General features: G+C 63.3%; 18 protein-coding genes and 2 pseudogenes. 11 read left to right on the forward strand and 9 right to left on the reverse strand.

The annotated features are described in order from the left end of the window. Positions 1-4 precede the first annotated feature (4 nt). On the reverse strand, positions 5-496 hold the full coding sequence (locus AC1MBE_RS02920) for a MarR family winged helix-turn-helix transcriptional regulator (protein WP_479780762.1): 492 nt from the start codon (positions 494-496) through the stop codon (positions 5-7). Positions 497-709: 213 nt separating this feature from the next. On the opposite strand from AC1MBE_RS02920, the gene AC1MBE_RS02925 reads away from it, so the two are divergent. After that, positions 710-1,687, forward strand: a complete 978-nt coding sequence (locus AC1MBE_RS02925; protein WP_479780764.1) for an ABC transporter substrate-binding protein — start codon at positions 710-712, stop codon at positions 1,685-1,687. Between the two features lie 68 nt (positions 1,688-1,755). Here AC1MBE_RS02925 and rsmD read toward each other — a convergent pair whose 3' ends face one another. Genes rsmD through AC1MBE_RS02945 form a run of 4 tightly spaced genes read right to left on the reverse strand, consistent with a single transcriptional unit; the run spans position 1,756 to position 6,761 of the window. Beyond that, on the reverse strand, positions 1,756-2,352 hold the full coding sequence (rsmD, locus tag AC1MBE_RS02930; RefSeq protein ID WP_479780766.1) for a 16S rRNA (guanine(966)-N(2))-methyltransferase RsmD: 597 nt from the start codon (positions 2,350-2,352) through the stop codon (positions 1,756-1,758). 60 nt (positions 2,353-2,412) lie between these two features. Next, positions 2,413-4,623, reverse strand: coding sequence for an ATP-dependent DNA helicase RecG (locus AC1MBE_RS02935; protein ID WP_479780768.1), 2,211 nt, complete (start codon positions 4,621-4,623; stop codon positions 2,413-2,415). Further along, positions 4,613-5,692, reverse strand: coding sequence for a DAK2 domain-containing protein (locus AC1MBE_RS02940; RefSeq protein WP_479782440.1), 1,080 nt, complete (start codon positions 5,690-5,692; stop codon positions 4,613-4,615). The genes AC1MBE_RS02935 and AC1MBE_RS02940 overlap by 11 nt, the downstream gene beginning before the upstream one ends. Positions 5,693-5,714: 22 nt before the next feature. Then, positions 5,715-6,761, reverse strand: coding sequence for a thiamine-phosphate kinase (locus AC1MBE_RS02945; protein ID WP_479780770.1), 1,047 nt, complete (start codon positions 6,759-6,761; stop codon positions 5,715-5,717). 130 nt (positions 6,762-6,891) lie between these two features. Here AC1MBE_RS02945 and AC1MBE_RS02950 point away from each other — a divergent pair, with 130 nt between their 5' ends. After that, the gene (locus AC1MBE_RS02950) at positions 6,892-7,473 is read left to right on the forward strand and encodes a YdcF family protein (protein ID WP_479780772.1); all 582 of its coding nucleotides are present in this window, start codon (positions 6,892-6,894) and stop codon (positions 7,471-7,473) included. Between the two features lie 56 nt (positions 7,474-7,529). On the opposite strand, the gene AC1MBE_RS02955 is transcribed toward AC1MBE_RS02950, so the two are convergent. Continuing rightward, positions 7,530-8,942: a sugar nucleotide-binding protein gene (locus AC1MBE_RS02955; protein ID WP_479780774.1), complete on the reverse strand. Its 1,413-nt coding sequence runs from the start codon at positions 8,940-8,942 to the stop codon at positions 7,530-7,532. A 3-nt stretch (positions 8,943-8,945) separates the two neighbouring features. After that, positions 8,946-9,944, reverse strand: a complete 999-nt coding sequence (rfbB, locus tag AC1MBE_RS02960; RefSeq protein WP_479780776.1) for a dTDP-glucose 4,6-dehydratase — start codon at positions 9,942-9,944, stop codon at positions 8,946-8,948. A gap of 67 nt (positions 9,945-10,011) precedes the next feature. Here rfbB and rfbA point away from each other — a divergent pair, with 67 nt between their 5' ends. From rfbA to AC1MBE_RS02980, 4 genes are all read left to right on the forward strand, one after another. After that, a complete protein-coding gene (gene rfbA, locus AC1MBE_RS02965; protein WP_479780778.1) occupies positions 10,012-10,899 on the forward strand; it encodes a glucose-1-phosphate thymidylyltransferase RfbA in 888 nt (295 codons plus the stop codon). Positions 10,900-11,415: 516 nt separating this feature from the next. Beyond that, a complete protein-coding gene (gene wecB / locus AC1MBE_RS02970; RefSeq protein ID WP_479780780.1) occupies positions 11,416-12,579 on the forward strand; it encodes a non-hydrolyzing UDP-N-acetylglucosamine 2-epimerase in 1,164 nt (387 codons plus the stop codon). Positions 12,580-12,680: 101 nt separating this feature from the next. Further along, on the forward strand, positions 12,681-13,586 hold the full coding sequence (locus tag AC1MBE_RS02975) for a glycosyl hydrolase (RefSeq protein ID WP_479780782.1): 906 nt from the start codon (positions 12,681-12,683) through the stop codon (positions 13,584-13,586). Between the two features lie 199 nt (positions 13,587-13,785). After that, complete coding sequence (locus AC1MBE_RS02980; RefSeq protein WP_479780783.1) at positions 13,786-14,646, forward strand: glycosyl hydrolase; 861 nt, start codon at positions 13,786-13,788, stop codon at positions 14,644-14,646. A 110-nt stretch (positions 14,647-14,756) separates the two neighbouring features. Here the strand turns inward: AC1MBE_RS02980 and AC1MBE_RS02985 are convergent, their stop codons facing one another. After that, positions 14,757-16,103, reverse strand: a complete 1,347-nt coding sequence (locus AC1MBE_RS02985; RefSeq protein ID WP_479780785.1) for a UDP-glucose dehydrogenase family protein — start codon at positions 16,101-16,103, stop codon at positions 14,757-14,759. Positions 16,104-16,606: 503 nt separating this feature from the next. Here AC1MBE_RS02985 and AC1MBE_RS02990 point away from each other — a divergent pair. The 4 genes from AC1MBE_RS02990 (at position 16,607) to AC1MBE_RS03005 (ending at position 22,358) form a co-directional block, all read left to right on the forward strand. Continuing rightward, the gene (locus AC1MBE_RS02990) at positions 16,607-18,253 is read left to right on the forward strand and encodes a glycosyltransferase family 2 protein (protein ID WP_479780787.1); all 1,647 of its coding nucleotides are present in this window, start codon (positions 16,607-16,609) and stop codon (positions 18,251-18,253) included. After that, entirely contained in the window at positions 18,243-19,502 is a 1,260-nt protein-coding gene (locus AC1MBE_RS02995) for a glycosyltransferase (protein ID WP_479780789.1), read from the forward strand. The genes AC1MBE_RS02990 and AC1MBE_RS02995 overlap by 11 nt, the downstream gene beginning before the upstream one ends. Continuing rightward, complete coding sequence (locus tag AC1MBE_RS03000) at positions 19,487-20,674, forward strand: polysaccharide pyruvyl transferase family protein (RefSeq protein WP_479780791.1); 1,188 nt, start codon at positions 19,487-19,489, stop codon at positions 20,672-20,674. Before AC1MBE_RS02995 ends, AC1MBE_RS03000 begins: the two co-directional genes overlap by 16 nt. Positions 20,675-21,278: 604 nt before the next feature. After that, entirely contained in the window at positions 21,279-22,358 is a 1,080-nt protein-coding gene (locus AC1MBE_RS03005; protein ID WP_479780793.1) for a glycosyltransferase family 61 protein, read from the forward strand. Positions 22,359-22,452: 94 nt separating this feature from the next. Here AC1MBE_RS03005 and AC1MBE_RS03010 read toward each other — a convergent pair. Next, a pseudogene (locus tag AC1MBE_RS03010) lies at positions 22,453-22,716 on the reverse strand (transposase); the annotation flags it as partial. 374 nt (positions 22,717-23,090) lie between these two features. Between AC1MBE_RS03010 and AC1MBE_RS03015 the strand changes: the two are divergent. Next, a pseudogene (locus AC1MBE_RS03015) lies at positions 23,091-24,234 on the forward strand (IS3 family transposase). Positions 24,235-24,342: the final 108 nt, after the last annotated feature.

Genomic DNA, 24,342 nt, shown 5'->3' on the forward strand with positions numbered 1-24,342 from the left:
GCCCTCAGCCGAAGGCGATCTTGCGCAGCAGGACGCGGAGCTGATCCCGTTCGGGACCGTCGAGCGCTGCCAGGGACCGATTTTCGGCCGTCCGGACAGCAGCCGCGGCCCGCTGATACAGCTCCATTCCGGCTGCCGTCGGGCGGATGACCTTGGAGCGGCGGTCCCGGGAATCGGCAGCGCGGGACACCAGCCCGCGCTGTTCCAGCGCGTCAACCAGGGCCACGATCTGGCTGGGATCCAGCCGCAGGAAGTCCGCGAGCTCGCGCTGGGATGGCTCCGAACCGCCACAGACGACTGCCAGGACCGAGTAGGAGCGCACTTTCAGATCCAGCGGGGCCAGCATGGCATTCGCGTGGGCGCTGCCCAGGGCCCGGGCCCGCGCCGCCAGGAATTCAATTTCGTCCACCAGGTCGCCGGCGAGAAGGCGGTCCGGGACGGCCGCTATGGCGACGCCTTCCCAGGGGTTTCCGACGTGCTGGGTTGATTCGGCCACAGGTCCTCGCAGCTTCCGGTTGGCTCCGCAGAGCGCTTGACAGCCTCAACGATACCGCCGGCCGCCGGCCCCCGGTGAATAGTTGAAAAAATTATCATTGACAATCTCAACTATATGGGTTGTCATGTACATACCTTCGGGGCTGCGGTCAGGTTGTTTGCCCGGCAAGGTGCCCCGATCGTCTGATAACTCACCCCAAGGAAGTGGACTGTTATGAAGAGACTCACCTTTGCCGCCGTCGGCGTGGCCGCGGCACTGCTGCTCACCGGCTGCGGCAGCGGGTCGCCGTCCGGATCCACCTCGTCCGCCCCGGCGGCGGGAAGCGACGGCATGCGCAACATCAGCATCGGTGTGATCTCGATTGCCCCGTCAGCTGCCGTGAAACTGGGCATTGATGAGGGCGTCTTCGCCAAGCACAAGCTGAACGTGGAGCTGCAGAGCGGCCAGGGCGGGGCGGCGATGCTTCCCGCCGTCTCCACCGGAACGATGAACTTCGCCGTGGGGAACCCGCTGTCCGTGCTCCTGGCCAAGAACAAGGGCCTGGACATGCGGATCGTCTCGGGCTATTCGAACTCCCTCGCCACCGGCAAGGACATCAATGGCGTCGTCGCCAAGGCGGACTCCGGCATTGCCTCGGCCAAGGACCTTGCCGGCAAGAAGGTGGCGGTGAACACCATCAACGCGCAGGGAGACCTGACCATCAAGGAGGTCGTGTCCAAGCAGGGCGGCGATCCGAACGCGGTCAAGTTCCTCGAGCTGCCGTTCCAGGACATGGGAGCACAGCTGGCCCAGGGCAACGTCGACGCTGTCTGGGTTCCCGAGCCGTTCCTCTCCAAGCTCCTGGGCGAAGGCAACAAGCTGGTGACGTACAACAACCAGGAAGCGCTGCCGGGCCTGCCCACCATGGTGACCTTCACCAGCGGCAGCTATGCACAGCAGAATCCGCAGGTGGTTGCCGACTTCAAGGCGGCCATGACGGAAACCCTGGCACTGGCGCAGAGCAACCCGGACAAGGTCCGGGCCCTGCTCCCCGAGTTCATGAAGATGCCCGAGGCGGTGGCCTCAAAGCTGCGCCTGGAGGACTTCGACGGCAAGCTGAACGAACCCGTCCTGGGCAAGCTCGGCGAGCTGATGGCCAAGTACGGCATTGTGCCCTCGACGCCGGACGTGTCGGGCACAATCCTGAAGTAGCGGCTCCCGGGGATAGAGAAGGGACGACGGCGGGAAGTTCCGCCATCGTCCCTTCTTTATGCGCAGGGTTAGTTCGGGGCGTCGTCCGCCGCGTCGTCCACCCCGGGCTCGGCGAACCAGAGCCGGGTCTCGCCGTATTTCTTCTCCGCGAACCGCTCCAGGCCGTCCGGCCAGGCCGGCTCCGGGGTGCGGGCGGAGCGTTCCACTACGACGACGGCTCCCTCGGCCAGGTGCGGGAGCAGCTTGGCCAGCACGGCGGCCAGCGCCGCCTCGTCTAGCGGGTAGGGCGGGTCGAGGAAGACCAGGTCCCAGCGGGTCGCCTCGGCGGTGCGGTCCAGGAACGACTCGACCTTGGAGCGGTGCACGGAGACCACCTTGTGCCGGGCCACGGTGTTGACCAGGTCCGCGTTGCGCTGGCAGACCTCGCTGGCCTTGCCGTCGAATTCGACCAGGTCCACGGTGAGGGCGCCGCGGCTGGCGCTTTCCACGCCGAGTGACCCGGAGCCGGCGTAGAGGTCCAGCACCCGGGCGTCGGCGATGACCTCGAAGGCGTCCAGCCGGGAAAACAAGGCCTCTTTGACCCGGTCAGTGGTTGGCCGGGTCAAGGATCCGGGCACGCTGACCAGGGGTGTGCCGCCGGCGGCGCCGGCGATGATCCGGCTCATCGCTGCCGCTCCCGTCCGGCCGTGTCCGCCGCCGTGGTGCCGCTCGCTGTGCTTGGTGGGCTAGCCGCGTTCAAGGAACGCCTCCTTCTCGGGGTTGAGGTAGTCGTCAATCGCCGCGGCGAGGCCGGCGTGGCGGGCCAGCTCCGGGTCTGCGCCGACGATCGCCTGGGCGTCCTGCCGGGCCCGGGCGATGATGCCCTCGTGTTCCAGGACGCGCAGCAGCTTCAGGGTGGAGCGGCCGCCGGACTGGGAGGCGCCCAGGATGTCGCCTTCGCGGCGCAGCTTGAGGTCCTCCTGGGAGAGCTCGAAGCCGTCCGTGGTGGCCGCCACCGCGTCCAGCCGGCGCCGGCTGGGATGCCCGGGTTCCAGGGTGGTGACCAGCAGGCAGGTGCCCGGCAGTCCGCCGCGGCCCACCCGGCCGCGGAGCTGGTGCAGCTGGGAGATGCCGAACCGGTCTGCGTCCAGAATGACCATGAGCGTGGCGTTGTGCACGTCCACGCCGACCTCGATCACGGTGGTGGAGACCAGCAATTTGGTCTGGTTGGCGGTGAAGGCGGCCATGGTCTCGGATTTGAGGACCGGGTCCTGCCGGCCGTGCAGCGGCGCCACGGGGACACCGGCCAGCGCCGGTTCGTCGCGCAGGAGTTCGACGACGCCGGTGACCGAGGCGAGCTCCCGCGAGCCGGTCTCGGCCAGGTCGGCGTCGGTGGGTTCGGCCTCCCCGGGGCTGAAGTCGCCGTCGTCGTCGGTGCCGATCTTGGGGCAGACGACGTAGACCTGGTGGCCGGCGTCGATCTCCTCGCGCGAGCGGGACCAGATCCGGGTGGCCCAGGCCGGGTGTTCGGCGAGGCCCACCACGTGCGTGGAGATCGGGGCGCGGCCGGCCGGCAGTTCGTCCAGCACGGAGGTCTCCAGGTCGCCGAACACGGTCATGGCCACGGTCCGCGGGATGGGGGTGGCGGTCATGACCAGCAGGTGCGGCGGTTTACTGGCCTTGGCCCGCAGCGCGTCGCGCTGTTCGACGCCGAAGCGGTGCTGTTCGTCCACCACGATCAGGCCGAGGTCGTAGAAGGAGACGTTTTCGCTGAGCAGGGCGTGGGTGCCGATCACGATCCCGGCGGTCCCGGAGGCGGCGTCCAGCATGGCCTGCTTCCGGGCGGCGGTGGGCATGGAACCGGTCAGCAGCGTGACCTGCACGGAATCCGGGCCGAGGCCGCCCAGCAGCCCGTCCCGGGAGAGCGGTCCCAGGGTGCGGCGGATGGAGTCGTAGTGCTGCGCGGCGAGCACCTCGGTGGGGGCCAGCAGCGCCGCCTGTCCCCCGGCGTCGACCACCTGCAGCATGGCGCGCAGGGCCACAATCGTCTTGCCGGAGCCCACCTCGCCCTGCAGCAGCCGGTTCATCGGCGAGTCCAGCGCCAGTTCCTCGGCGAGGGTTTTCCCGACGGCGGCCTGGCCGGCGGTCAGGGTGAAGGGCAGCTGCCGGTCGAACGCGGTCAGAAGCGCGTTGGGCACCGGACGGCGTGCGGTCGCCTCCTCGGCCGCGAGCTGGGCGCGGCGCCGGGCCAGTGCCGACTGCAGCACCAGGGCCTCCTGGTAGCGGAACCGGTCCCGGGCCCGCTGCCAGTCGGGCTGGGTGTGCGGGACGTGGATCAGCCGGTAGGCGTCCGCGACCGGCAGGAACTTTTCCCGGGACGCGATTTCGGCGGGCAGCGGGTCCTCCAGATCGTCCAGCTCGGCGGTCTCCAGCAGGGTGGCCACCACTTTCTGGATGGACCAGCTGGTCAGCTTCGCGGTGGCCGGGTACACCGGAACGGGCATCGCCGCGAGCTTCTCCGGGTCCATGCCGGGGATGTCCGGGTCTTCGTCGAGCAGCTGGTACTGCGGGTTGGTCAGGCCCAGCGAGCCGCCGTAGCGGGTCACCTTGCCGGAGAACAGGGCGCGCCGGCCCGGCAGCAGCTCGGCCTTGGCACGGAAGGCGTTGAAGAAGCTGACCTTGAGGGTGCCGGCGTCGTCGGTGATCACGACGTCGGTCAGCGTACCCTTGCGGGCGCGCATGGGCCGGGTGCTGCTGGAGACCACCCGCGCGATCAGGGTGACTTCCTCGTCCAGCGGGACCTCGCTGATGGGGGTCAGCTCGCCGCGGTTCAGGTAGCGGCGCGGGAAGTAGTTCAGCAGGCCGCCGACGGTGGTGATGCCCAGGTGCTTTTCAATGACCGCCGCGGAGCGCTTGCCGATCCGGCGGTCCAGGCCCAGGTCAAGTTCAGCGTTCATGTCCGTCGAGGTCCGTGCTGCGGTGCCGGGCGCCGGTAACTGTTTCCCCGGGGAGAGAATCGGGATCGCGCGGAAGGGCAAGATCGCTGACGCTGATGTCGGAGGGCTCGCCGAGCGAGCGGATCAGTGCGACGGCGGGGGCAGGGTCGGGCACGTGGACGTGCACCCGCCACCGGTAGGCGCCGTCGGCGTCGGCGTCGCCGCCCACCTGGCTCATGATCACGGACTCGCCCATTTCATCGAGCCGCTGCCGCATAGTGGCCGCGTCCAGCGGCGAGAGCGTGATGGTGCACATGACCTCCACCCCGTCGTCGCGGGGCATGTCCGCGTGGATGTGCGGGTCCTGGACGTCGTAGCCGTGCAGGCCGTCCAGCAGCTGGTCTTGGAGTTCTTCGCCCAGTACGGCGGAGCGCAGGCAGTCCAGGATCAGGAGCATCCCGACGCCGCCGGCGTCCACCACGTGGGCGGTGTGAAGGGCCTCGAGCTGGTCCTCGGTGTGCACCACGGCAGCCAGTGCCGCTTCCACCGCGGCGTCCAGCGCCAGGCCCAGGGTGTGGTTGCTGTCGTCGCCGTCGTGCTCGGCGTCGACGGCGGCGGCGGCGCGGGCGGCTGCTTCCATGACGGAGAGCATGGTGCCGGGGACCGGGTCGCTCAGCGCGGACCAGGCCCGGATCTGGGCGCGGTTGAGGGCGGCCGCGAGCAGGGGCGAGCTGAGCCGGGGGTGACCGGCCAACGGTTCGGCGGCGGCGCACAGGAACACGGCGAAAAGGGTGCCGGAGTTGCCCCGCGCCTGCTCAATCGCGGCCTGCCCGGCCCGGGCCAGGACCGCTCCGACGTCGTTCTGCGCCGGGTCCGGCAGGCCCGCCACGTGCAGCTGCGTGCCGGCGGTCAGCTGCGGCAGGGCGGCGGTGTCAGTGGCGACGTCCTGGAGCGCCCGGGCGGCGGCACGCACGGTGAGGTAGAGGTTGGTCCCGGTGTCGCCGTCGGCCACGGGAAAGATGTTGATGGCGTTCAGGCGGTCGCTGTGGTTCCCCAGCGTTGTTTCCGCCTTGCCCAACCACCGCTTCATCGCTTGCGCGTTGGCGGCAATTTTAGTCTGCAAAGTGATCCCATCCCACAGTGTCAGCGGGCCTGCCCGCTATGGTGACGCCTGTGCTGTTTGTTGGTGCAGAGGCCTCTACCGAGCCTATCGCAGTGAACCCGTGCGGCAGCTGAACGCCCGGCGGGAAAGCGGCCAGCAGGCTGTGGTCCTCGCCGCCGCCCAGCACCCATTCCATGGGGTCCGTGCCCAGCAGGTCCGCGGCCGGCTGCAGCGGCGCGGCGAGTTCCTTGAGCGCTGCCGTGTCCAGGTCCAGTACGGCATGACTGGCCGCGGCCATCCGCGCGCCGTCCCGGACCAGGCCGTCGGAGATGTCCATCAGGGCCGTGGCGCCGGCGTCCCGGGCCAGCGGGCCGGCGTCGAGCGGGGGCAGGGGCCGGCACTGGGTGTCCATCAGCGAGCGCTGTTCGGCGTTGAGGGTATGGACGGGGTTGCCGGATTCCAGCAGGGCCAGGCCGGCGGCGGCGCGTCCCACGGTTCCGGCGAGCGCCAGGGTGTCCCCCGGCCGGGCGCCGGAGCGCAGCACCGGGGCCTGCCCGTCAAGGGTGCCGAGGATGGCGACGCTGACGGAGAGTTCGCGTCCGCGGCCCAGGTCCCCGCCGGCCACGGCGCAGTCCTCTGCGCCCAGCCCCCGGATCCCGGCGCTCATCCCGTCGGCGAAGTCCTCCACCCAGGACACGAGGGTTTCCGGGGGCATGGTCAGGCTGACCACCATGGAGGTGGCGCGGGCGCCCATGGCGTTGATGTCGCTGAGGTTCTGCGCGGCGGCCTTCCAGCCGACGTCGTAGCCGGACGTGCGGTAGCCGTTGTTCCACTGCAGCCGGAAGTCCTGGTCCGCCACCTGGGTGTCGATGCTGACCACGGTGCGGCCGTCCGGCGCGGCCACAATCGCGGCGTCGTCTCCGGGTCCCAGCAGCAGGGAACGGCTGCTCCCGCCGTGCAGCCGCGGGAAGATCCGGGCGAGGAGTTCCGACTCGGAGAGTCCGGCCACGGTCAGGGGTTCGGGGGTCAGGCTTGCAGGGGTCACGGGTTCAGACACAGCCCTACGCTATCGCGCGCGTGCGACAACGGGGGCTGCGGAACCGCCGCGGCTGGCCCCCGGCGGTGCGCTCAACGGCAGGTCGGCGCTGCATTTCGCGGTTGGCAGGGCGCGTGTAAAACTCTTAGGCATGCCCCGACTGATGCCCTCGCTGCCGCCTGTGGCGGCCCAGGGCCTGGCGTTCACCGCCGGCGCGTTCGTGCTGTGGCTGATCATCGCCGTCCAGCTGTTCGTCAATGTGGACCCCTTGAGCGTGCACCGCACGGACGCCGTCATCATGCTGGGCGGTGCCAGTTCCGAACGCCTCCCGGTGGCCCAGCGGGTCCAGCAGGAAATCGGCGCGCCGGTCCTAGTGCTCTCCCATACGGACACGCCCGGGAACAAGGCGGCGGACGACCTGTGCAATACGGCCCAGCACACCACCCCGGGCCTTGTCTGTTTCCGGCCCGGTGAATACGACACCCGCGGCGAGGCGGAGGCAATCGGCAAGCTCGTCAAACGCAACGGGTGGAAGTCCATTACGGTGGTGACGTCCAGTTACCACGTCGCGCGCGCCGGACGGTTGATGGAGCAGTGCACGACAGCGGACGTCCAGATGGTGCCCTCGCACCCGGACTTATCGCCGAGACAATGGCTGCGGCGCTTTGTCATCGAAACGGGCGGCCTGATCGATGTGTCACTCCGGCCCGAATGCCCCTCCAGCAACGGCTGAGACCGGGCTTGGACCGATCGCCGGCCGGGGCTAGGCCTCGGCCGGCGCGGCCGTCCTCACAGCTGCTTGCTGTACTCGCGGAGCCTCTCCTGGGCCGGTGCCGGCTGGAAGCCCGCAGCGGTGATCCGGCTCAGGTCCAGCACGCTGTTCTCCGGCCGCGGTGAGACAGTTTTCCCCCGGAAGTACTCTTCGGTGCTGACGCCGGTGACGGCGTCCCGCGGCTTGCCCACCAATTCGAACACATCGGCGGCGATGTCCGCCCAGGACTGCGGTTCCCCGGCGTTGCTGAGGTTGTAGGTGCCGTAGGGCGAGCCCGCCTTGAGCAGGTGCCGGATCCCCGCGGCGATGTCCTGGGTGAAGCTCAGGCGCCCAATCTGGTCGTTGACCACCGAGGGTTCGATGCCGCGGGCCGCGAGGGAAGCCATGGTGCGGACAAAGTTGTTGCCGTCGCCAATGACCCAGCTGGTACGCACAATGTAATGCCGGGGCACCACGCTGACGACGGCGTCGCCCGCGGCTTTGGTCTGGCCGTAAACGCCCAGCGGGGAGACAAGCTCCGACTCATCGTGGATGGCGCGGGTACCGTCGAAGACGTAGTCGGAGGACACGTGGACCAGGGTGAGGTCGTACTCAACCGCGGTGCGGGCCAGCCGGGCGACGGCGGTGACGTTGACCGCCCAGGCTGCGGCGCGGCCTTCCGCCGACTCGGCGGCATCCACCGCCGTGTAGGCCGCGGCGTTGATGATGGCGGAGTAGTTCTTCCAATTGCGTCCGGTGAACGAATCCTCGCTGCCGAGGTCAAATTCGGCGCGGCCGGCGAATTCCAGGGACGCGTCGCCGTCGTACGCGCTGCGCAGGGCTTTGCCGAGCTGGCCGTCGGCGCCGAGGACCAGGACCTTCTTTGGCGGCATCGGCGTGACGTCCGCCAGCTGGGGATGCGCCTTGTCCTTGTCCGAGAGCTCGGCCTGCTCCAGCGGGACCGGCCAGCTGATGGCCGCGGTCTCGTCGGCAAGGTTCAGGAACGTGTACTGGCCCTGAGCGTCGGCGGACCAGTGGTCGTTGACCAAATAGGCGTAGGCGGTGTTGTCTTCCAGTGTCTGGAAGGCGTTTCCCACTCCCCGGGGAATGAAAATGGCCTGGCTGGGATCCAGCTCGGCGGTGAAGACGGCGCCGAAGGTCGGTCCCTCGCGCAGATCCACCCAGGCGCCGAAAATCCGCCCGGTGGCCACGGAAACGAACTTGTCCCATGGTTCGGCGTGGATGCCGCGGGTGGTGCCGGCCGACTCGTTGAACGAGATGTTGTTCTGCACGGGACGGAAGTCCGGCAGGCCCAGCGCCACCATCTTTTCCCGCTGCCAGTTCTCTTTGAACCAACCCCGGTTGTCACCGTGGACGGGAAGGTCGTAGAGGACGACGCCGGGAATCGGGGTTTCGTGGGCGGTGAGCTTTTTCGAGAACTCGATCGACATGTCCTACTGGCCCTGTTCCTTGTATTTGGCTTCGGTGGCGGCTTTCTGCGGACGCCACCAGTCCTCGTTGTTCCGGTACCAGGCGATGGTGTCTTCGATGCCCGCCTCGAAGTTGGAGAACTGCGGCTCCCAGCCGAGTTCGTCGCGGAGCTTGGCGGAGTCGATCGCGTACCGCAGGTCGTGGCCGGGCCGGTCCACCACGTGGTCGTAGGCGTCCGGGGTCTCCCCCATGTGCTTGAGGATCAGCTCGACGACGTCCTTGTTGTTCTTTTCGCCGTCGGCGCCAATCAGGTAGGTTTCGCCGATGCGGCCCTTGGCGATGATCGCGAGGACGGCGGACGAGTGGTCATTGGCGTGGATCCAGTCGCGGACGTTTTCGCCTTTGCCGTACAGCTTGGGGCGGATGCCGTCGATCACGTTGGTGATCTGGCGCGGGATGAACTTCTCAACGTGCTGGTACGGGCCGTAGTTGTTGGAGCAGTTGCTGATGGTCGCGCGCAGGCCGAAGGACCGCACCCAGGCCCGGACCAGCAGGTCCGAGCCGGCCTTTGTGGAGGAATACGGGCTGGAGGGGTTGTACGGGGTGTCCTCGGTAAACCGCTCGCGGTCGTCGAGTTCCAGGTCGCCGTAGACCTCGTCGGTGGAGATGTGGTGGAAGCGCTTGTTGTGCTTGCGTGCCGCTTCGATCAGGGTGTAAGTGCCGATGATGTTCGTGTCCAGGAACGGGCGAGGGTCGTGCAGCGAGTTGTCATTGTGCGATTCGGCGGCGTAATGAACCACGACGTCGGCGTCCGCGACCAGGGCGTCCACCGCGGCGGCGTCGCAAATGTCGCCCTGCACGAACCGGAAGCGCTCAATCGGCAGGCCTTTGAGGGATTCCAGGTTGCCGGCGTAGCTGAGCTTGTCCAGGACCGTGACATGGTCGTCGGTGTTTTCCATGACGTAATGGACGAAGTTCGAGCCGATGAAGCCGGCGCCGCCGGTGACAAGGAGTTTCTGCATCCGTACAGCCTAACGCGCGGGAAGATCCGGTTTGCTGGCGGACAAATTGCAGGCAATGATAAAGCCCATGCGTGGAATAATCCTGGCCGGCGGTACCGGTTCCCGACTGCACCCGATCACTCTTGGCTCAAGCAAGCAGCTGGTGCCGGTCTATGACAAGCCGATGATTTATTATCCGCTCTCCACGCTGATCCTGGCCGGCATCCGCGACATTCTCATCATCACCACCCCGCACGACGTCGACCAGTTCCAGCGGCTGCTTGGCGACGGCAGTAAGTTCGGGGTGAACATCACCTATAAGCAACAGCCAAGTCCCGACGGGCTGGCCCAGGCCTTCATCCTGGGCGAGGAGCATATCGGCAACGAGCCGGTGGCGCTGGTCCTCGGGGACAACATTTTCTACGGACAGGGCATGGGCACCCAGCTCCGTCGCTTCGAGAACATCAAAGGCGGCGCGGTGTTCGGCTACTGGGTCTCAGACCCGGGGGCATACGGCGTCGTCGAGTTCGATGAGAACGGCAAGGCCATCTCGCTTGAGGAAAAGCCGCTCCAACCCCGCAGCAACTACGCAGTTCCCGGCTTGTACTTTTACGACAACAACGTCATAGAAATCGCCAAGAACCTCAAGCCGTCCCCCCGCGGTGAGCTCGAAATCACAGACGTTAACCGCGTCTACCTGGACCGGGGCGAACTCCACGTGGAGATCCTGCCTCGCGGCACGGCTTGGCTTGATACCGGCACGTTCGATTCCCTCAACGACGCTTCGAACTTCATCCGCACGGTGGAACACCGCCAAGGCCTCAAGATCGGTGCTCCGGAAGAAATCGCCTGGCGCCTGGGATTCCTCACCGATAGCGAACTCTACGAGCGCGCTGCGCCGCTGGTTAAGAGCGGCTATGGCTCCTACCTCATGGGCCTGCTCGAAGAGCCTGCTGGCGTCGCGGCGGCGAGGTAGATCGCAGGATTCGGAATTCGGTTCGAATGCAGATCCGACGCTTGGTGATGTAAGAATTGAGGATGGCCCGGTAGACGTCGTCGACCAAGGCGACGACCGAGCGAGCGAGGAGGACCGACGTTGGAGCATGACGCCGAGCAAACTCCGCCGCTGGTTGCCGCGCCCAGGCACCTCCGCCGGAAACGCTTTCGTGCCGACATCCCTGATCAACTGCTGGTCACTGCTGCCGATCCTTTCCAGTCGGCCCCCGAGTCAGCACCACGCCCCAAGCCACGGCGGCAGCCGACGGCCGCACGCAGGACCGCCTACCAGCGCAAGCGGCTTGTCGCCCTCGTTGCGGTGATTGTTGTGTGCCTGGCTGTGCCGGCTCTGATTGCAGCACTGCTGCTTGCCGGCTAGCCCCAACAGCCCTGGCGCGGCGATCCAGCACGGAAATTTGCGCCGCCGATTCCGCGAATTGCGCGCATTCCCGTAGCATCGTTGCCGACGTCAACACATAACTTTGGGGGAATTTCCATGCTCAAGATCATGCCGATCTTCGGAACCCGGCCTGAAGCCATCAAGATGGCCCCCATCGTCGCCGAGCTGCAGGAATCCCCGCTCTTTGACTGCGTTGTCACCGTCACCGGCCAGCACCGCGAGATGCTAGACCAAGTCAACGAGCTTTTCGGCATCGTGCCCGACCATGACCTCGACATCCTGCAGCCGCGCCAGTCCCTCTCAGCCATCATGACGCGCACCATCGACGGCTTGGACAGGCTCTTCACGGCGGACAAACCGGACGCCGTGATCGTTCAGGGCGACACCACGACGTCGACGGCGGGCGCGATCGCCGCTTTCTACCACGGCATCCCGGTGGTCCACGTCGAGGCCGGGCTTCGCAGCGGTGATCTTTTCTCTCCGTTCCCGGAGGAGGCCAACCGGAAGATCACCAGCCAGATCGCCAGTCTGCACCTCGCACCCACGCCGGTAAGTAAGGCAAACCTGCTGGCCGAGGGTATCAGCGCCGACGACGTGGTGGTCACCGGGAATTCCGTCATCGATGCCTTATTAACAACTGTCGGCAAGGAAATCCCCTTCACCGACCCGCAGCTCGAAGAACTCGCAACCTCCGGACGGCGGATCCTGCTGGTGACCACCCACCGGAGGGAGAACCAGGGCGACGCCATGCGCAGGGTCGGCAGGGCCCTCGCCCGGCTTGCAGATTCCGAACCTGATCTGACAATCGTCCTGCCGGTGCACAAGAACCCGGCCGTCAGGGAGGCCGTCCTTCCGGCGCTGAAGGGCAAGTCCAACGTCGTGGTGACAGAGCCGCTCCCCTATGGCGAGTTCACCCGGATGCTCTCCCTGGCCCACGTGGTCCTGACCGACTCGGGTGGCGTGCAGGAAGAAGCGCCGAGCCTGGGTAAACCCGTCCTGGTGATGCGGGACAACACCGAGCGGCCCGAGGCTCTCGAGGCGGGCACCGTCAAGCTGATCGGCACGGACGAGGAACAGATCGTCGCCGAGGTGACGCGGCTCCTGCACGACCCGGCGCACTTCGAGGCGATGGCCAACGCGGTAAACCCGTACGGCGATGGCAAAGCCGCCGCCCGCACCGTCGCCGCCATACAGGAACTGCTCGGCGTCGGCTACCGGATCGCGGAGTTCGACGGGGCATTGCAGGTTTCACACCGCTGAAACACTTCCAAGCTGTTCACCTCTGCACCCAATGGTGGGAAGATAAATCTCACCCGGGGGAGAGCGCTCAACTTGGCCACAGCCGAGAGAAGTGAGTCGAAGTGAGCATTGACCGCAGGGACTTTTTACGCCTGTCCTTGGCCGCGTCGGCCAGCGCCGCAATTGCCACCGGTGCGCCAACCGCCGTCGCCGCCCCTCCGGGACCAATCGACCAGCGCAGGGTAGCCGCGGAGCTTCCCCACCCGGTCCGTGAAACCGTCCAGGCCATCCCGCGCGGAGCGCGCAAAGGCATCGGTCTCGGCGTCGGCGATAAATACAGCATCAGCCAACTGGACGCTTTAAACGTGAACTGGTTTTACACGTGGGGCGCCACGTATCCCGACGTCCGAATGACCCCGGGATTCGTCCCGATGATCTGGGGGCGCGGAGGCATCGAGCGTGGCGACGTCGACGAAGTCGTCTCGGAACGTGGCACCACCCGGGCAAGGGAACTGCTCGGTTTCAACGAGCCCGATCATCACGAGCAAGCGGCCATGAGCGTGGCCGAGGCCATCAGCTACTGGCCCGAATTGCAGGCCTCCGGGATGCGGCTGGGCTCGCCGGCATCAGTTCACCCTCAGGGCGTCTGGCTCAAGCAGTTCATGGACCAAGCGGCCTCGAAGAAACTTCGCGTGGACTTCATCACCATGCACTCCTACTCGTCCCCGAACTCCCGGGCCTTCCTGAACAATGTCCAGAGACTCCACGACCGCTACCGTAAACCCATCTGGATTACTGAATACGCCGTCGCGGACTGGAAGGCGAGGCCGGGGTTCCCCAGCCGCTATTCGGAAAGGCAGATCATGGCGTTCATGCGCGAGACGGCCGCCGGACTGCGCCGGATGCCCTTCGTGGAGCGTTTTGCTTGGAAGACGAGGGAAGAAGGGGACCCGGTCATGGGCGCCTCGGCCCTGTTCCGTAAGGACGGTTCCCTGACGCGCACCGGCCAGCTCTATCGGTCCCTCTAAACGACGTCAAGGGGAAGCTACGACAGTCCCAGCGGTAGCTGGTGCTGAAGAAGATAAACCCTTGGCAATTCCTGCGCTTTTGCTTGAGATCTCCTGGGTTCTTGCGTGCTAAATTTGCTCGAGCCTCACTGCCGTGCGGCCGACTTAGCTCCGCCGCCGCCTGGTCTACGGGCAGCCTGGATCCAACCGAAAGGTAACCGTGGAACGCCGTACGTTCTTGACCGTGCCATTGGCGGCCATGGCCGCCCCGGGCGCCCTACTGGCAGCCAACGCAGTTCCGGCCCAAGCCGCTGGCACCATGTCGGTCCCTGCGATCACAACCCCGGCGAATACCCTCAAGGGATTCGGCCACGGGGGTAAAGACGCCCTGGCGCTCCAACAGATCAAGAGCCTCAAACTGGACTGGCATTACACTTGGGGTTCGCACCCAAACGTCACAACCACGCCGCCGTTCATCCCCATGGTTAAGAGCGCCAGGACAATGCTGGAGCAGGACGCCTTGGGATACGTGATGCGCCAGCTATCCCAGACTAAAACGAAGCACCTTCTGGGGTTCAACGAACCCGACGTGACGGCTCAGGCCAACATGACGGTGGATCAGGCCATCAGCCTTTGGCCCAAGCTCCAGGCGACGGGCCTGCGCCTGGGTTCTCCCGCATGCAAGAACCCTGCCAGCCCCTGGCTGGCCGACTTCATGGCTAAGGCCAAGCAGAAAGGCCTTCGCGTCGATTTTGTCACGACGCACGTCTACGCGTGGCCGAACGCTGACGACTTCCTGAACAAGATCACTATGCTCCACGAAAAATACGGCAAGCCGATCTGGGTGACGGAGTACGCAGTGGCCGATTGGAACGCCACCTCCTCCAACCCCTGCCGGTACAGCCGCGCCCAGACCGAAGACTTCATGCGCGCCACGGTAGCGGGACTGCGCGCGATGCCGTTCGTGGAGCGCTTTGCGTGGAAGACGCGCTCAGCAAAAGACATCAAGATGGGATGCTCGGCCCTGTTCCACACGAACGGCAGCCTCACCAGCACGGGCAGGCTCTACGCTTCGCTGTAGGGCCCCGCTGTCGACAAACGACCCCCAACACAGAAAGGATCCCACCAGAGCTCTAAACCTGGTGGGATCCTTTCTCTTGGGTCCGCTGCATCAGCGGCCGGGCTGCCACTTCATCTGGCGGCAGCGAGCTCCAACAGTTCGCTCTTGTGGCCCAAGGAGACGATATCCCAGCCAGCCGCAGTCCATTTCTCGTGATCCAGGACGTTGCGCCCGTCAAACATCCGCTTGTGCGCGACCGCTGCGCCCAACTCATCGGGGTCAACGATCACGAATTCAGACCATTCCGTCAGCAGCATGACCAGGTCGGCATCAGCCACGGCCGTGTCCAGTGAGCCAACATAGTTCAGCCGAGGGTACCGCTTGGCGGCGTTAGCGTTGGCGGCGGGATCGTAGACGCTGACGTCAGCACCGCTGTTATACAACCTCGCAGCCACGTCCAGCGCCGGCGAATCACGGACATCGTCGCTATTGGGTTTGAAGGCGACGCCGAGGACGGCAACGCGCTTGCCCTCCACCTCGCCGAGCAGCGTTTCGGCAACGTAGACCGCACGGTCGCGGCGGCGGAGGTTCACTTCATCCACCTCGTTGAGAAAACGCATGGTGCTGTCCAGGCCCAGTTCGGAGACGCGCGCCTGAAGCGCCCGGATGTCCTTGGGAAGGCAGCCGCCGCCAAAGCCGATGCCAGCGTTGAGGAAGCGGCGGCCGATCCGGGCGTCGAGGCCGATTGCGTCGGCCAGCGTCCGGATGTTACCCCCGACGGTCTCGGTGACTTCGGAGAAAGCGTTAATGAAGGAGATCTTGGTCGCGAGGAAGGCGTTGGCCGCCACCTTGACGAGTTCAGCCGTTTCAAAGTCGGTGGTGATGAACGGGGTGTCGCGGCTGAGGGCGTCCGCGTAGACCTCACGCAGGGTGGTTTCAGCGGAATCGGAATCCACGCCGATAACCAAGCGGTCGGGGCGCAAGGTGTCTTCTACCGCGAACCCCTCGCGCAGGAACTCCGGGTTCCAAGCGAAGTTGACGGTTACACCGTCACGCGCTTCCTCGGCGACGAGGCCCTTGAGGCGGCGCGCCGAGCCCACCGGAACGGTGGACTTTCCGACGATGAGGGAATCTTTGGTGGCTGCCCGGGCGATCGCCGCCACCGAGGCGTCCACATACGTCATGTCCGCCGCGTGTTCGCCGGCCCGCTGCGGGGTGCCTACCGCGATGAAGTGGACGTCCCCGAAAGCGCCCGCCTCCTCGAACGAAGTGGTGAAGCGCAGGCGGCCCGATTCGGTGTGCTTGCGCAACAGCTCGGGAAGGCCCGGTTCGTGGATGGGCAGTTCGCCCCTGCTGAGGCTGTCGATCTTTTCCTTATCGACGTCGACGCCCAGGACTTCGAAGCCCAGTTCCGCCATGCATGCCGCATGGGTTGCGCCGAGGTATCCCGTACCGATCACGGTTAGACGAAGTGTCACTAGTCCCCCAGTAGCTGCTGCAAGTAGATTTCATGGCGTGGGAGCAGATTGCGCGCCCAAACGGGTCTACTATATAAGCTTTGGCCCCAGTATCCGACTTCACGCCGCAACAACGGAACCGACAACAGGCGGCTGAGCGGGTGATGCCTATGGCCCCCGCACAGGGTGCAAGTAGGGACTAGCATCCCAGCCCACTACTTGGAGCCCTCAATCAGGCGGCCGATTCCCAAAACCTTACGGCTGGCAGCGGCTGCCGCACTCGGTACGCCGTAGCTGCGAACGCAGGTATACTCGAGGGCGTCACTGGGGGACATCGCCTCATTGAGGCGGCTGGTTCCCAAATTATAGTAGGGGGACCGCAAATGACCATGGGGAAAGTTCAAACGTCTCGGGTCGCCATACCCCGCCTGGGAAACTTATCGCCCGTAATCTTGAGAGTTGAGCGCGCCCTAGACCTAGGTGGCTACGTCCTCGTCTCGGGTTGGCGTGACGACAATGTAGAAGTGGCACTAAGTAGCGACGGCAGGCCCGTACTAGCGGAAGTGATGTACAAGCGCCGCAGCGACGTAGCTGAAAAACTCAAATTGGCCGACGGAAGCAACTTGGGCTTCATCCTATTGGCACCCTACCGAGCTGACACTCCGCTGGCCATCGAGGTAGACGGGCAGGAGTCCGAGCCCGTAACTCTGAGTGTTTCGGCAATCGAAGCGGACAAGAACAAGTCGCTACCCCTGACAACCGCTGAACGGCTCGAACTGAGTACCCACCTGCCGAGCTACAGCGATGCTTGGGGTGCCATAATTTCAGAATTACCTGCAGTTCCAGGGGTCCGCGGCAAGGCTCGTGCCAACTTCGAATTTGCGAACGCGGCTATCACCGCCGGAGGGGCAGTCGTGTCCGGTTGGGCAATGACGGGATTGGATGTCCGTGCTGTATGGATTCAAAGCAGCAATAGCAAAGCCGTATTCGACCTGACGCAGGCCGTGCGACGAGAGCGGCAAGATGTCATTGATGCACACGGTTCCGAGTTTCCTACCCCGCTTCAGCCCCCCGGTTTTGCTATACATTTGCCTGGAATACGTCCAAATGACACTTTACGTATGCGCATTCTCCTCGACCAGGGTGTCGTTGACGTGGCAGAGACTTTGGTCGGGACTCTCCCGGATGACCCGGCACGGGCGGCCGAGCAGATCTTCAGCCGGAGCCAGCCATCGGCACACAGATTCGGCGAATACGTAAATGCAGTAGCATCTCCGGCCCTTGAGGTAATAGTGGCCCAAGATCGAAAATCCTGGGAACGCCTGCCCGTTCGGGTTCGAACCCAAGGAGCGCTCCCCCCCTCCCCAATTGTCTCCATCATAGTTCCGTTGTATGGACGTATCGATTTTGTAGAGCATCAGCTAATAGAGTTCGCTAAAGACGATTGGATTCTCAACAATGCTGAGATTCTTTATGTAATAGATGATCCTAACATTCTGGACAAATTTATTACCTTAGCGCCACAGCTTTACGAAGCCTATAGGGTCCCTTTTAGGTACGTGTGGGGAGAGCGGAACCGGGGATATTCTGGCGCCAATAATTTGGGTGTCCAACATTCGACCGGCGACTTTCTCCTCTTCCTCAACAGCGATGCTTTCCCCCAGCGCGAAGGCTGGCTGCAAGACTTGGTCATGGCGTTGGACGCGCGACCCGACGCCGGCGCCATCGGACCACGCCTGGTTTTCGCGGACGGGTCCATCCAGCATGCGGGAATGACCTTCCGATACCGTGAGGATCTGGAAATTTGGACTAACCACCATGCCAACATGGGGCTCGACCCCACTCTAGATCCTGCAGGAGACATGGTAGTCGAGGCGCCAGCTGTGACTGGAGCGTGCCTACTCGTGCGGCGCCGCGACTTCGAGGGCGTGGGGGGCTGGGATACCGGCTACATGATCGGCGACTTTGAGGACTCTGACCTCTGCCTCAAACTTCGGGAACGCGGGCTCAAGATTCTCTACACACCCCTCGTCCAACTTACGCACTTGGAACGCCAGTCTTTTACATTACTCGGCAAGTCTGACTTCAGATTTCGGGTCGTTGTCTATAACGCAATACGGCACCAGATACGCTGGGAGCGTATTTTTAAGGAGCAAGTAAGTGTCGGATAAAGTCTCTGAACGTATTCTCGTCATGGCGCACGCACATCCCGATTTCAGCCTAGGGGGTGGTGAGATTGCGGCCTACAACATGTATAAGGCATATCGCCAAGAGGGTCTGGTGGAAGACTGCTGGTTCCTGGGGCGGGTGGACCGGGGTCGCGGCCCAACCGGCATAATTGGCAAGCGCCGAGATCATGAATACATCTGGGAGCAGGGTGTATCAGATTGGACTATGAAGGCAGCAAACCGCGATGCGGTCCATACTCGTTTTGCCGACCTAATTCGAGCACTGCGGCCTACAATTGTGCACGCGCATCACTACGTTCATCTTGGTTTTGATTTCCTTCGGGTTATTAAACAGATTGACCCTACAATCAGGATTTATCTCACCCTGCATGAATATATCGCTATTTGTGCCAATAACGGCCAAATGATTAAAACAGACGGCCGCCTCTGCTCTCGCGAATCTATCGACGAGTGTCGTCTTTGCTTTCCGGAGCGCTCCAGTGAAGACTTCTGGCTGCGTAAACACTTCTTTAAGAGCCATTTTGACTTGATTGATGGGTTCGTCTCTCCTTCGGAGTTCCTTCGGGGTCGCTATATTCAATGGGGTATTCCGGGAGAGAAGATCGTCGTAATCGAGAATGGTCAAGCGGATGAAGACATGCTTCCTCCCAGACCGCTCCCCAATGGCGGAACGCGAAATCGCTTCGGATATTTTGGACAGATCAATCCTCAAAAGGGACTTGAGGTTTTGCTTACCACGCTCCACAACATGCAGCCCGAGGAGCGTGCAGGGCTAGTTCTAGAAGTGCACGGAGCGAATCTGGATTCGCAGAAGGTGGAGTTCCGAGAAAGAATCGAAGCCCTCCGAGCGCCCCTGATTGAAGAAGGTGTGGTGAGATGGGCAGGCTCCTATCAGCCACATGAACTTCGATCCAGGATGGCAGGCGTCGACTGGGTCGTAGTTCCGTCGACTTGGTGGGAGAACTCGCCGATGGTTATTCAGGAAGCACTGACGTGCGGTCGACCTTTGGTAGTCTCGGATATCGGCGGCATGGCGGAAAAAGTCCGCGACGGAGTCACGGGTGTACACGTCCAAGCAGGTAATTCCCTAGCGTGGCGTGAAGCTCTCATCAAACTAAGTGGCTTCACGCAGGAGTGGGATGCCCTGAGAGACGGCATCGTGCGCCCCGCTACACACGCTCAGTGCGCTGAACTGCACCTTCAGGTTTTCAACGGATGGGAAACAAGATGACATTCAATAAAATTGGCTTGATAGACAACCTGGCTAACCCAGACAATCTTGTTCTGACGGAAGCCTATGAAGCGAGCCCAGACCGCTACATGGCTGCAATGGGAGGGAACACAGGCAATCTGGCGTTTGTCTACGGAACACGTAAAGCTATCGATGTCGAGCCCAATCGCGTTGGGTGGGGCTGGGACCGGGGGAACGTCAGAGATCGAGCGGACGTCCTGGTTATCACCTGCGCCAACCAAGTCGGATCTCATACTGACCTCGGAGCCTGGGCCGACGCCATCGAACGCTTTGATCTCCCAGTCGTCCTAGTTGGGTTGGGGGCTCAGACCACCAACTACGAAGCGGAGGTTGAGGTTCCTGAGGGCACCCAGCGCTTCCTCCGAGCGGTAGCAGCGCGTCGACCCGGCTCCGGATCTAATATTGGGGTCCGAGGAGAATTCACACAAAAGGTGCTTTCGACCTTTGGCATCGATTCGGAGCCCATTGGCTGCCCGTCACTGTTCATCTCCCCCGACATGTCACTGGGCCAGTCGATAGTTCGGCGCTCCGCAGTGGCCCCGGCTTCCCGAATAGCGGTCGCATCCGGGAACCCGTTCCATCCGGAGAATCGGAAGATTGAGTCCAAGATGGTGCAACTCTGCAACAGTTACCAGGGAGCCTACATAACGCAGCACCCCGAAGTTATGGTCGCTCTCGCACTAGGGTCCGAAGCCGAAGACCAAGAAAAGGTGGCTTCGATAGCCGAGTCGATGGGATTTGAAAGCGGCAACGCCTGCGAAAAGTGGTTCCACCGGAACGCTTATTCCTTCCACGAAACCCAGACGTGGATGCACTTCCTCCGTCACTATGATGCCGCTATTGGCGCCCGATACCACGGCGTAGCTCTGGGAGTCCAGGCCGGCATACCCGGACTCGTCGTCCACATTGACAACCGTACGCAGGAGTTGGCCAGAACAACGGGCATCCCTTCCGTCTCGGTGAATGCAGTCAACGACATGTCATTGGACGAGATCAGGGAAGCCGCGCGGTGGGAACCGGAGCAGGGCAGGCAATTCGACGCCAATCGAATCTCTCGAGCCGCGTGGATGCGGGACTTCCTCGCAGACAACGGGGTCACTCCTTCCGAGCAACTCAAGAGTCTGGCTGCTCGCGACGTCCGTGTTTCCTAGCGGGCTGCCATAAGACTGCCGGATTCGTCGGCACCCGATGGTCGTGGACTCTGAAAACCACGGTCACCGAGAGCCGATGATTGTATTTGACATCGGCTAACCGGCGAACCACCTCTTAGAAGCCGTTGCATCCGCCACCGCCAACCATCCCGACTGGACTCAAGCCGTCGGGATCGTCACGTTCGGTCAGCGTCGGATTTGGATCGACGTCGAGGCATATTGCTGGTCCAGCGTCATAATCCGCGCCATGGTGCAACCGCGCAGCCCCGGGACTGTGCAGTATTCCAGGAGGTGGCCCCGTTCAAGGATGTTGGATAAAGCACGAATTGTCAGGGATACGTCCACGGGCTCGCGCCAAGACGTTGTCATGGAGTCCCGTGTTCCGCCGGGCCATCGACGTGTCGGCTACGGAGTTCGGTAATGGCAATAACCCGCGGTTGTGAAGTCTTTAGGGGTAGCTAAAGTAGGCCAACCCGGGTTTGCTGGCTGATGTATTAAATAAATACTTTCTGTCTGGCACGATGTCAGCCCCCAGTGTCTGACAACACCGGTCCCACCCGCCAGCACAGACCCTCGTCTGAGAATAGCTGCCCATAGGAGATGCATGAAGCAGCGTCAAGCTTCAATAAGAATTCTGCACGGCGGAATCGTCGCACCATTGTCAAAATTGGTCCCTCCCAAGGATGGGCAGCCAGGACAATTTGATGGCGGTGTTTACAACTCGGAATTTGAGCCTGTATCAGAGGGCGTCCAAGAGAAACAGGGTTACAACAACGTTCCTATTGTGCTTGGACATGAACACTCCGTGATCGGGTCCACCGGACGGCATCTCTTTGCGGGAATGCTTCAGAATAGTCATTTTGGGCACTTCATGGTTGAAAGTACCGCACGACTATGGGCGTTGCAGGTCGTTGAGAAGCCGGACACCATGGTATTCTATTCCCGAATTCCTGGGGGCGTGGTGCCCTCATATGCGAGGGAACTGCTTGAACTGGTGGGGTTCGAAGGAGGCATAACGCTTGTCGACCGCCCCACTACTTTTTCGGAGCTTTGGGTTCCGTCACAGTTGGCGCGATCAGCGTGGGTCTGGGGATACGAGCCGAACAGAAAACTGTTCCACAAGTTACGGGACATTCCCGCAGGTCCGTATAAGAGAGTATATGTTTCACGTTCGCGCCTCAGCGACAATGAGGGTGCCATCCTGTTCGAAGAGCGGATCGAACAGGAACTGTCCCGGGCTGGATATGTGATCATTCATCCTCAGGAACTTTCCCTCCGCGAGCAGCTTTCGATTTACAACGGGGCGCATGAAATAATCTTTTCAGAGGGTTCTTCCCTACATTTGTATGCGCTCATGGCACGTCCAGACCAGCGGGTCTTCGTCATCTGGCGCCGACGCGTGAATGACGGATTTTCAGCTCAAGTGCAGTCATTCGGCGGAGCAACTATCTCAGGCGCCAGCAGTGTCAGGGAGCTCTGGGTTCCAGCTTCTGCCCCAAGCTCCACGGCAAACGCCCGCGCTGCGCTCGATTTCAATGATCTATTCGGTCAATTGAGTGTTTTAGGATTTATAGACAATTGGTCCTCTGCTGGAATTCCTTCTAGGGATGCAATGGAGAGGGAAATTCTTAAGAACAGAGAACGTACCGGGAAGGAATTTGAACCTTATCGGGGCGTTATCTGAGACCCCGCTCCCACATGTGGCCGCGCATGACCTTCTGAGCTCGGTAACAGCGGGGGAAGTCGGCCTGCTGGTCAGCCGGAACTCAACGGGACTCTCATCGGTGGTCTGCACACGAAACTGCCGAGGATACCGCGCTCTTCACGGTTCGTGGGGAAAGCAATTCCCGGATGAGTGCCATGCCGCCGTCCGGCGGCACTCTCATGAGGATAACCGATTTGTAGTTCCCTGCGTTGCGGAAGCCCCGGGCGGTGTGTTTGATGTGTTTGACGGCGGTATTGTCTGCCGCGACCTTGCCGGTGGTGACGCCGGTCACGATGAGGACCTCGATCTCGTTCCACCGCCGGCAAACGGTGCGGTAGAGCTTGTTCTTTTCCGGCCGTCACCGAGATTCTGGGCTTCGGCCAGCGGAAAATCCTGGTCGAGAGCACCGTCGAGTCCGGGTGCCCGGACTGCGGTGTGATCGGTGTCCGGCGACATTCACGCCACCTGCAGCGGATCCGCGACATTCCCGTCGTCGGACCGGTGTAAGTCATCTGGTCCGAGCACCGGTATTTCTGCGATGAATCCGAATGCCCCCGCGGGACGTTCTACGAGGCCACCGTCGAGGTCCCGAGGTGGGCCCGCTCCACCCGGCGGCTGCGGGACATCCTCGTCTCGGCGGTCATGGGACTGCCCCGGGTTTGCTTGACTCCTGGCTTGTGAGGATTCAGTCCTTGCAGCAAGGATGTTCACATGCCCAAGCCTTTCCCCGCTGAGCTCCGCCGTGACGTGGTCGCCGTGGCGCGCAAGCACGAAGCGCCGATCTCGCAGATCGCCAAAGACTTCGGGATCTCCGAAGCAACCCTGCACAACTGGCTCAAGAAAGCCGACATCGAGGACGGCGCCCGTCCCGGAGTGACGGAGAAGGAAGCCGCGGAACTCAGGGATGCTAAAAAGCGGATCCGGCTGCTGGAGCAGGAGAACGAGATCCTGCGCCGTGCTGCGGCTTTCTTCGCCCGGGAGCTACCCCCAAAAATGAAGTTCCCGCTGGTCCTTGACCTTGCCGCGGACGGGATCCCCGTCGCGGTGGCCTGCCGGGTGCTGGGGTTCTCTAAACAGGCGTCCTACGCATGGAGGCGCCGGTCACGGAGGGTGACTGGACCGATCCGCACCTGATCAACGCAGCCCTGGACGTCCACCGGGACGACCCTGCGTTCGGGTACCGGTTCATCGCCTACGAGCTCGAAGACCAGGGGTTCAGCGCCGGAGAGAATCGGGTCGCCCGGCTGTGCAGCAGCCAGCGGATCTTGGTCCGTCTTCGCCAAGAAGCGCGGTCTGACGCGCAAGGCCGGCCCGCCCGTGCACGGATGACCACGTCCGCCGGGACTTCACCGCAACGGCGCCGGATCAGCTGTGGCTGACGGACATCACTGAGCACTGGACCGACGAGGGCAAGCTCTACCTGTGTGCCATCGAAGACGTCTACTCCAACCGGATCGTGGGCTACTCCATCGATTCCCGGATGAAAGCGTCCCTGGCCGTCTCGGCCCTCCACAACGCAATAAGGCTCCGGGATCCGGCAGGGACCCTTGTTCACAGTGACCGCGGTTCCCAATTCCGCTCCAACGCCTTCGTCAGGACGCTGAAGAGCAACGGGCTGAAAGGATCGATGGGGCGGGTGGGCGCGTGTGCCGACAACGCGGCCATGGAGTCGTTCTTCTCGCTCCCGCAGAAGAACGTACTGGACAGCCAACGATGGTCCACGCGGGCTGATCTGCGCCTGGCCATCGTGACCTGGATCGAGACAACCTACCATCGGAAACGCCGTCAACGGCGCCTCGGGCGGCTAACGCCGGTCGAGTTTGAGATACTCAATAGCGGCCTCAAAGCCGCCTGACAACACTAAACTCCGAGAGTCAATGAAATCCGGGGCAGTCCAAGAGACGGCCGCATCCTGGAACACGGGAAATCTATCGTGTCGGAGTCCTCCGTGTCTTACGGCAAA

Source organism: Arthrobacter sp. BG5 (assembly GCF_056680155.1).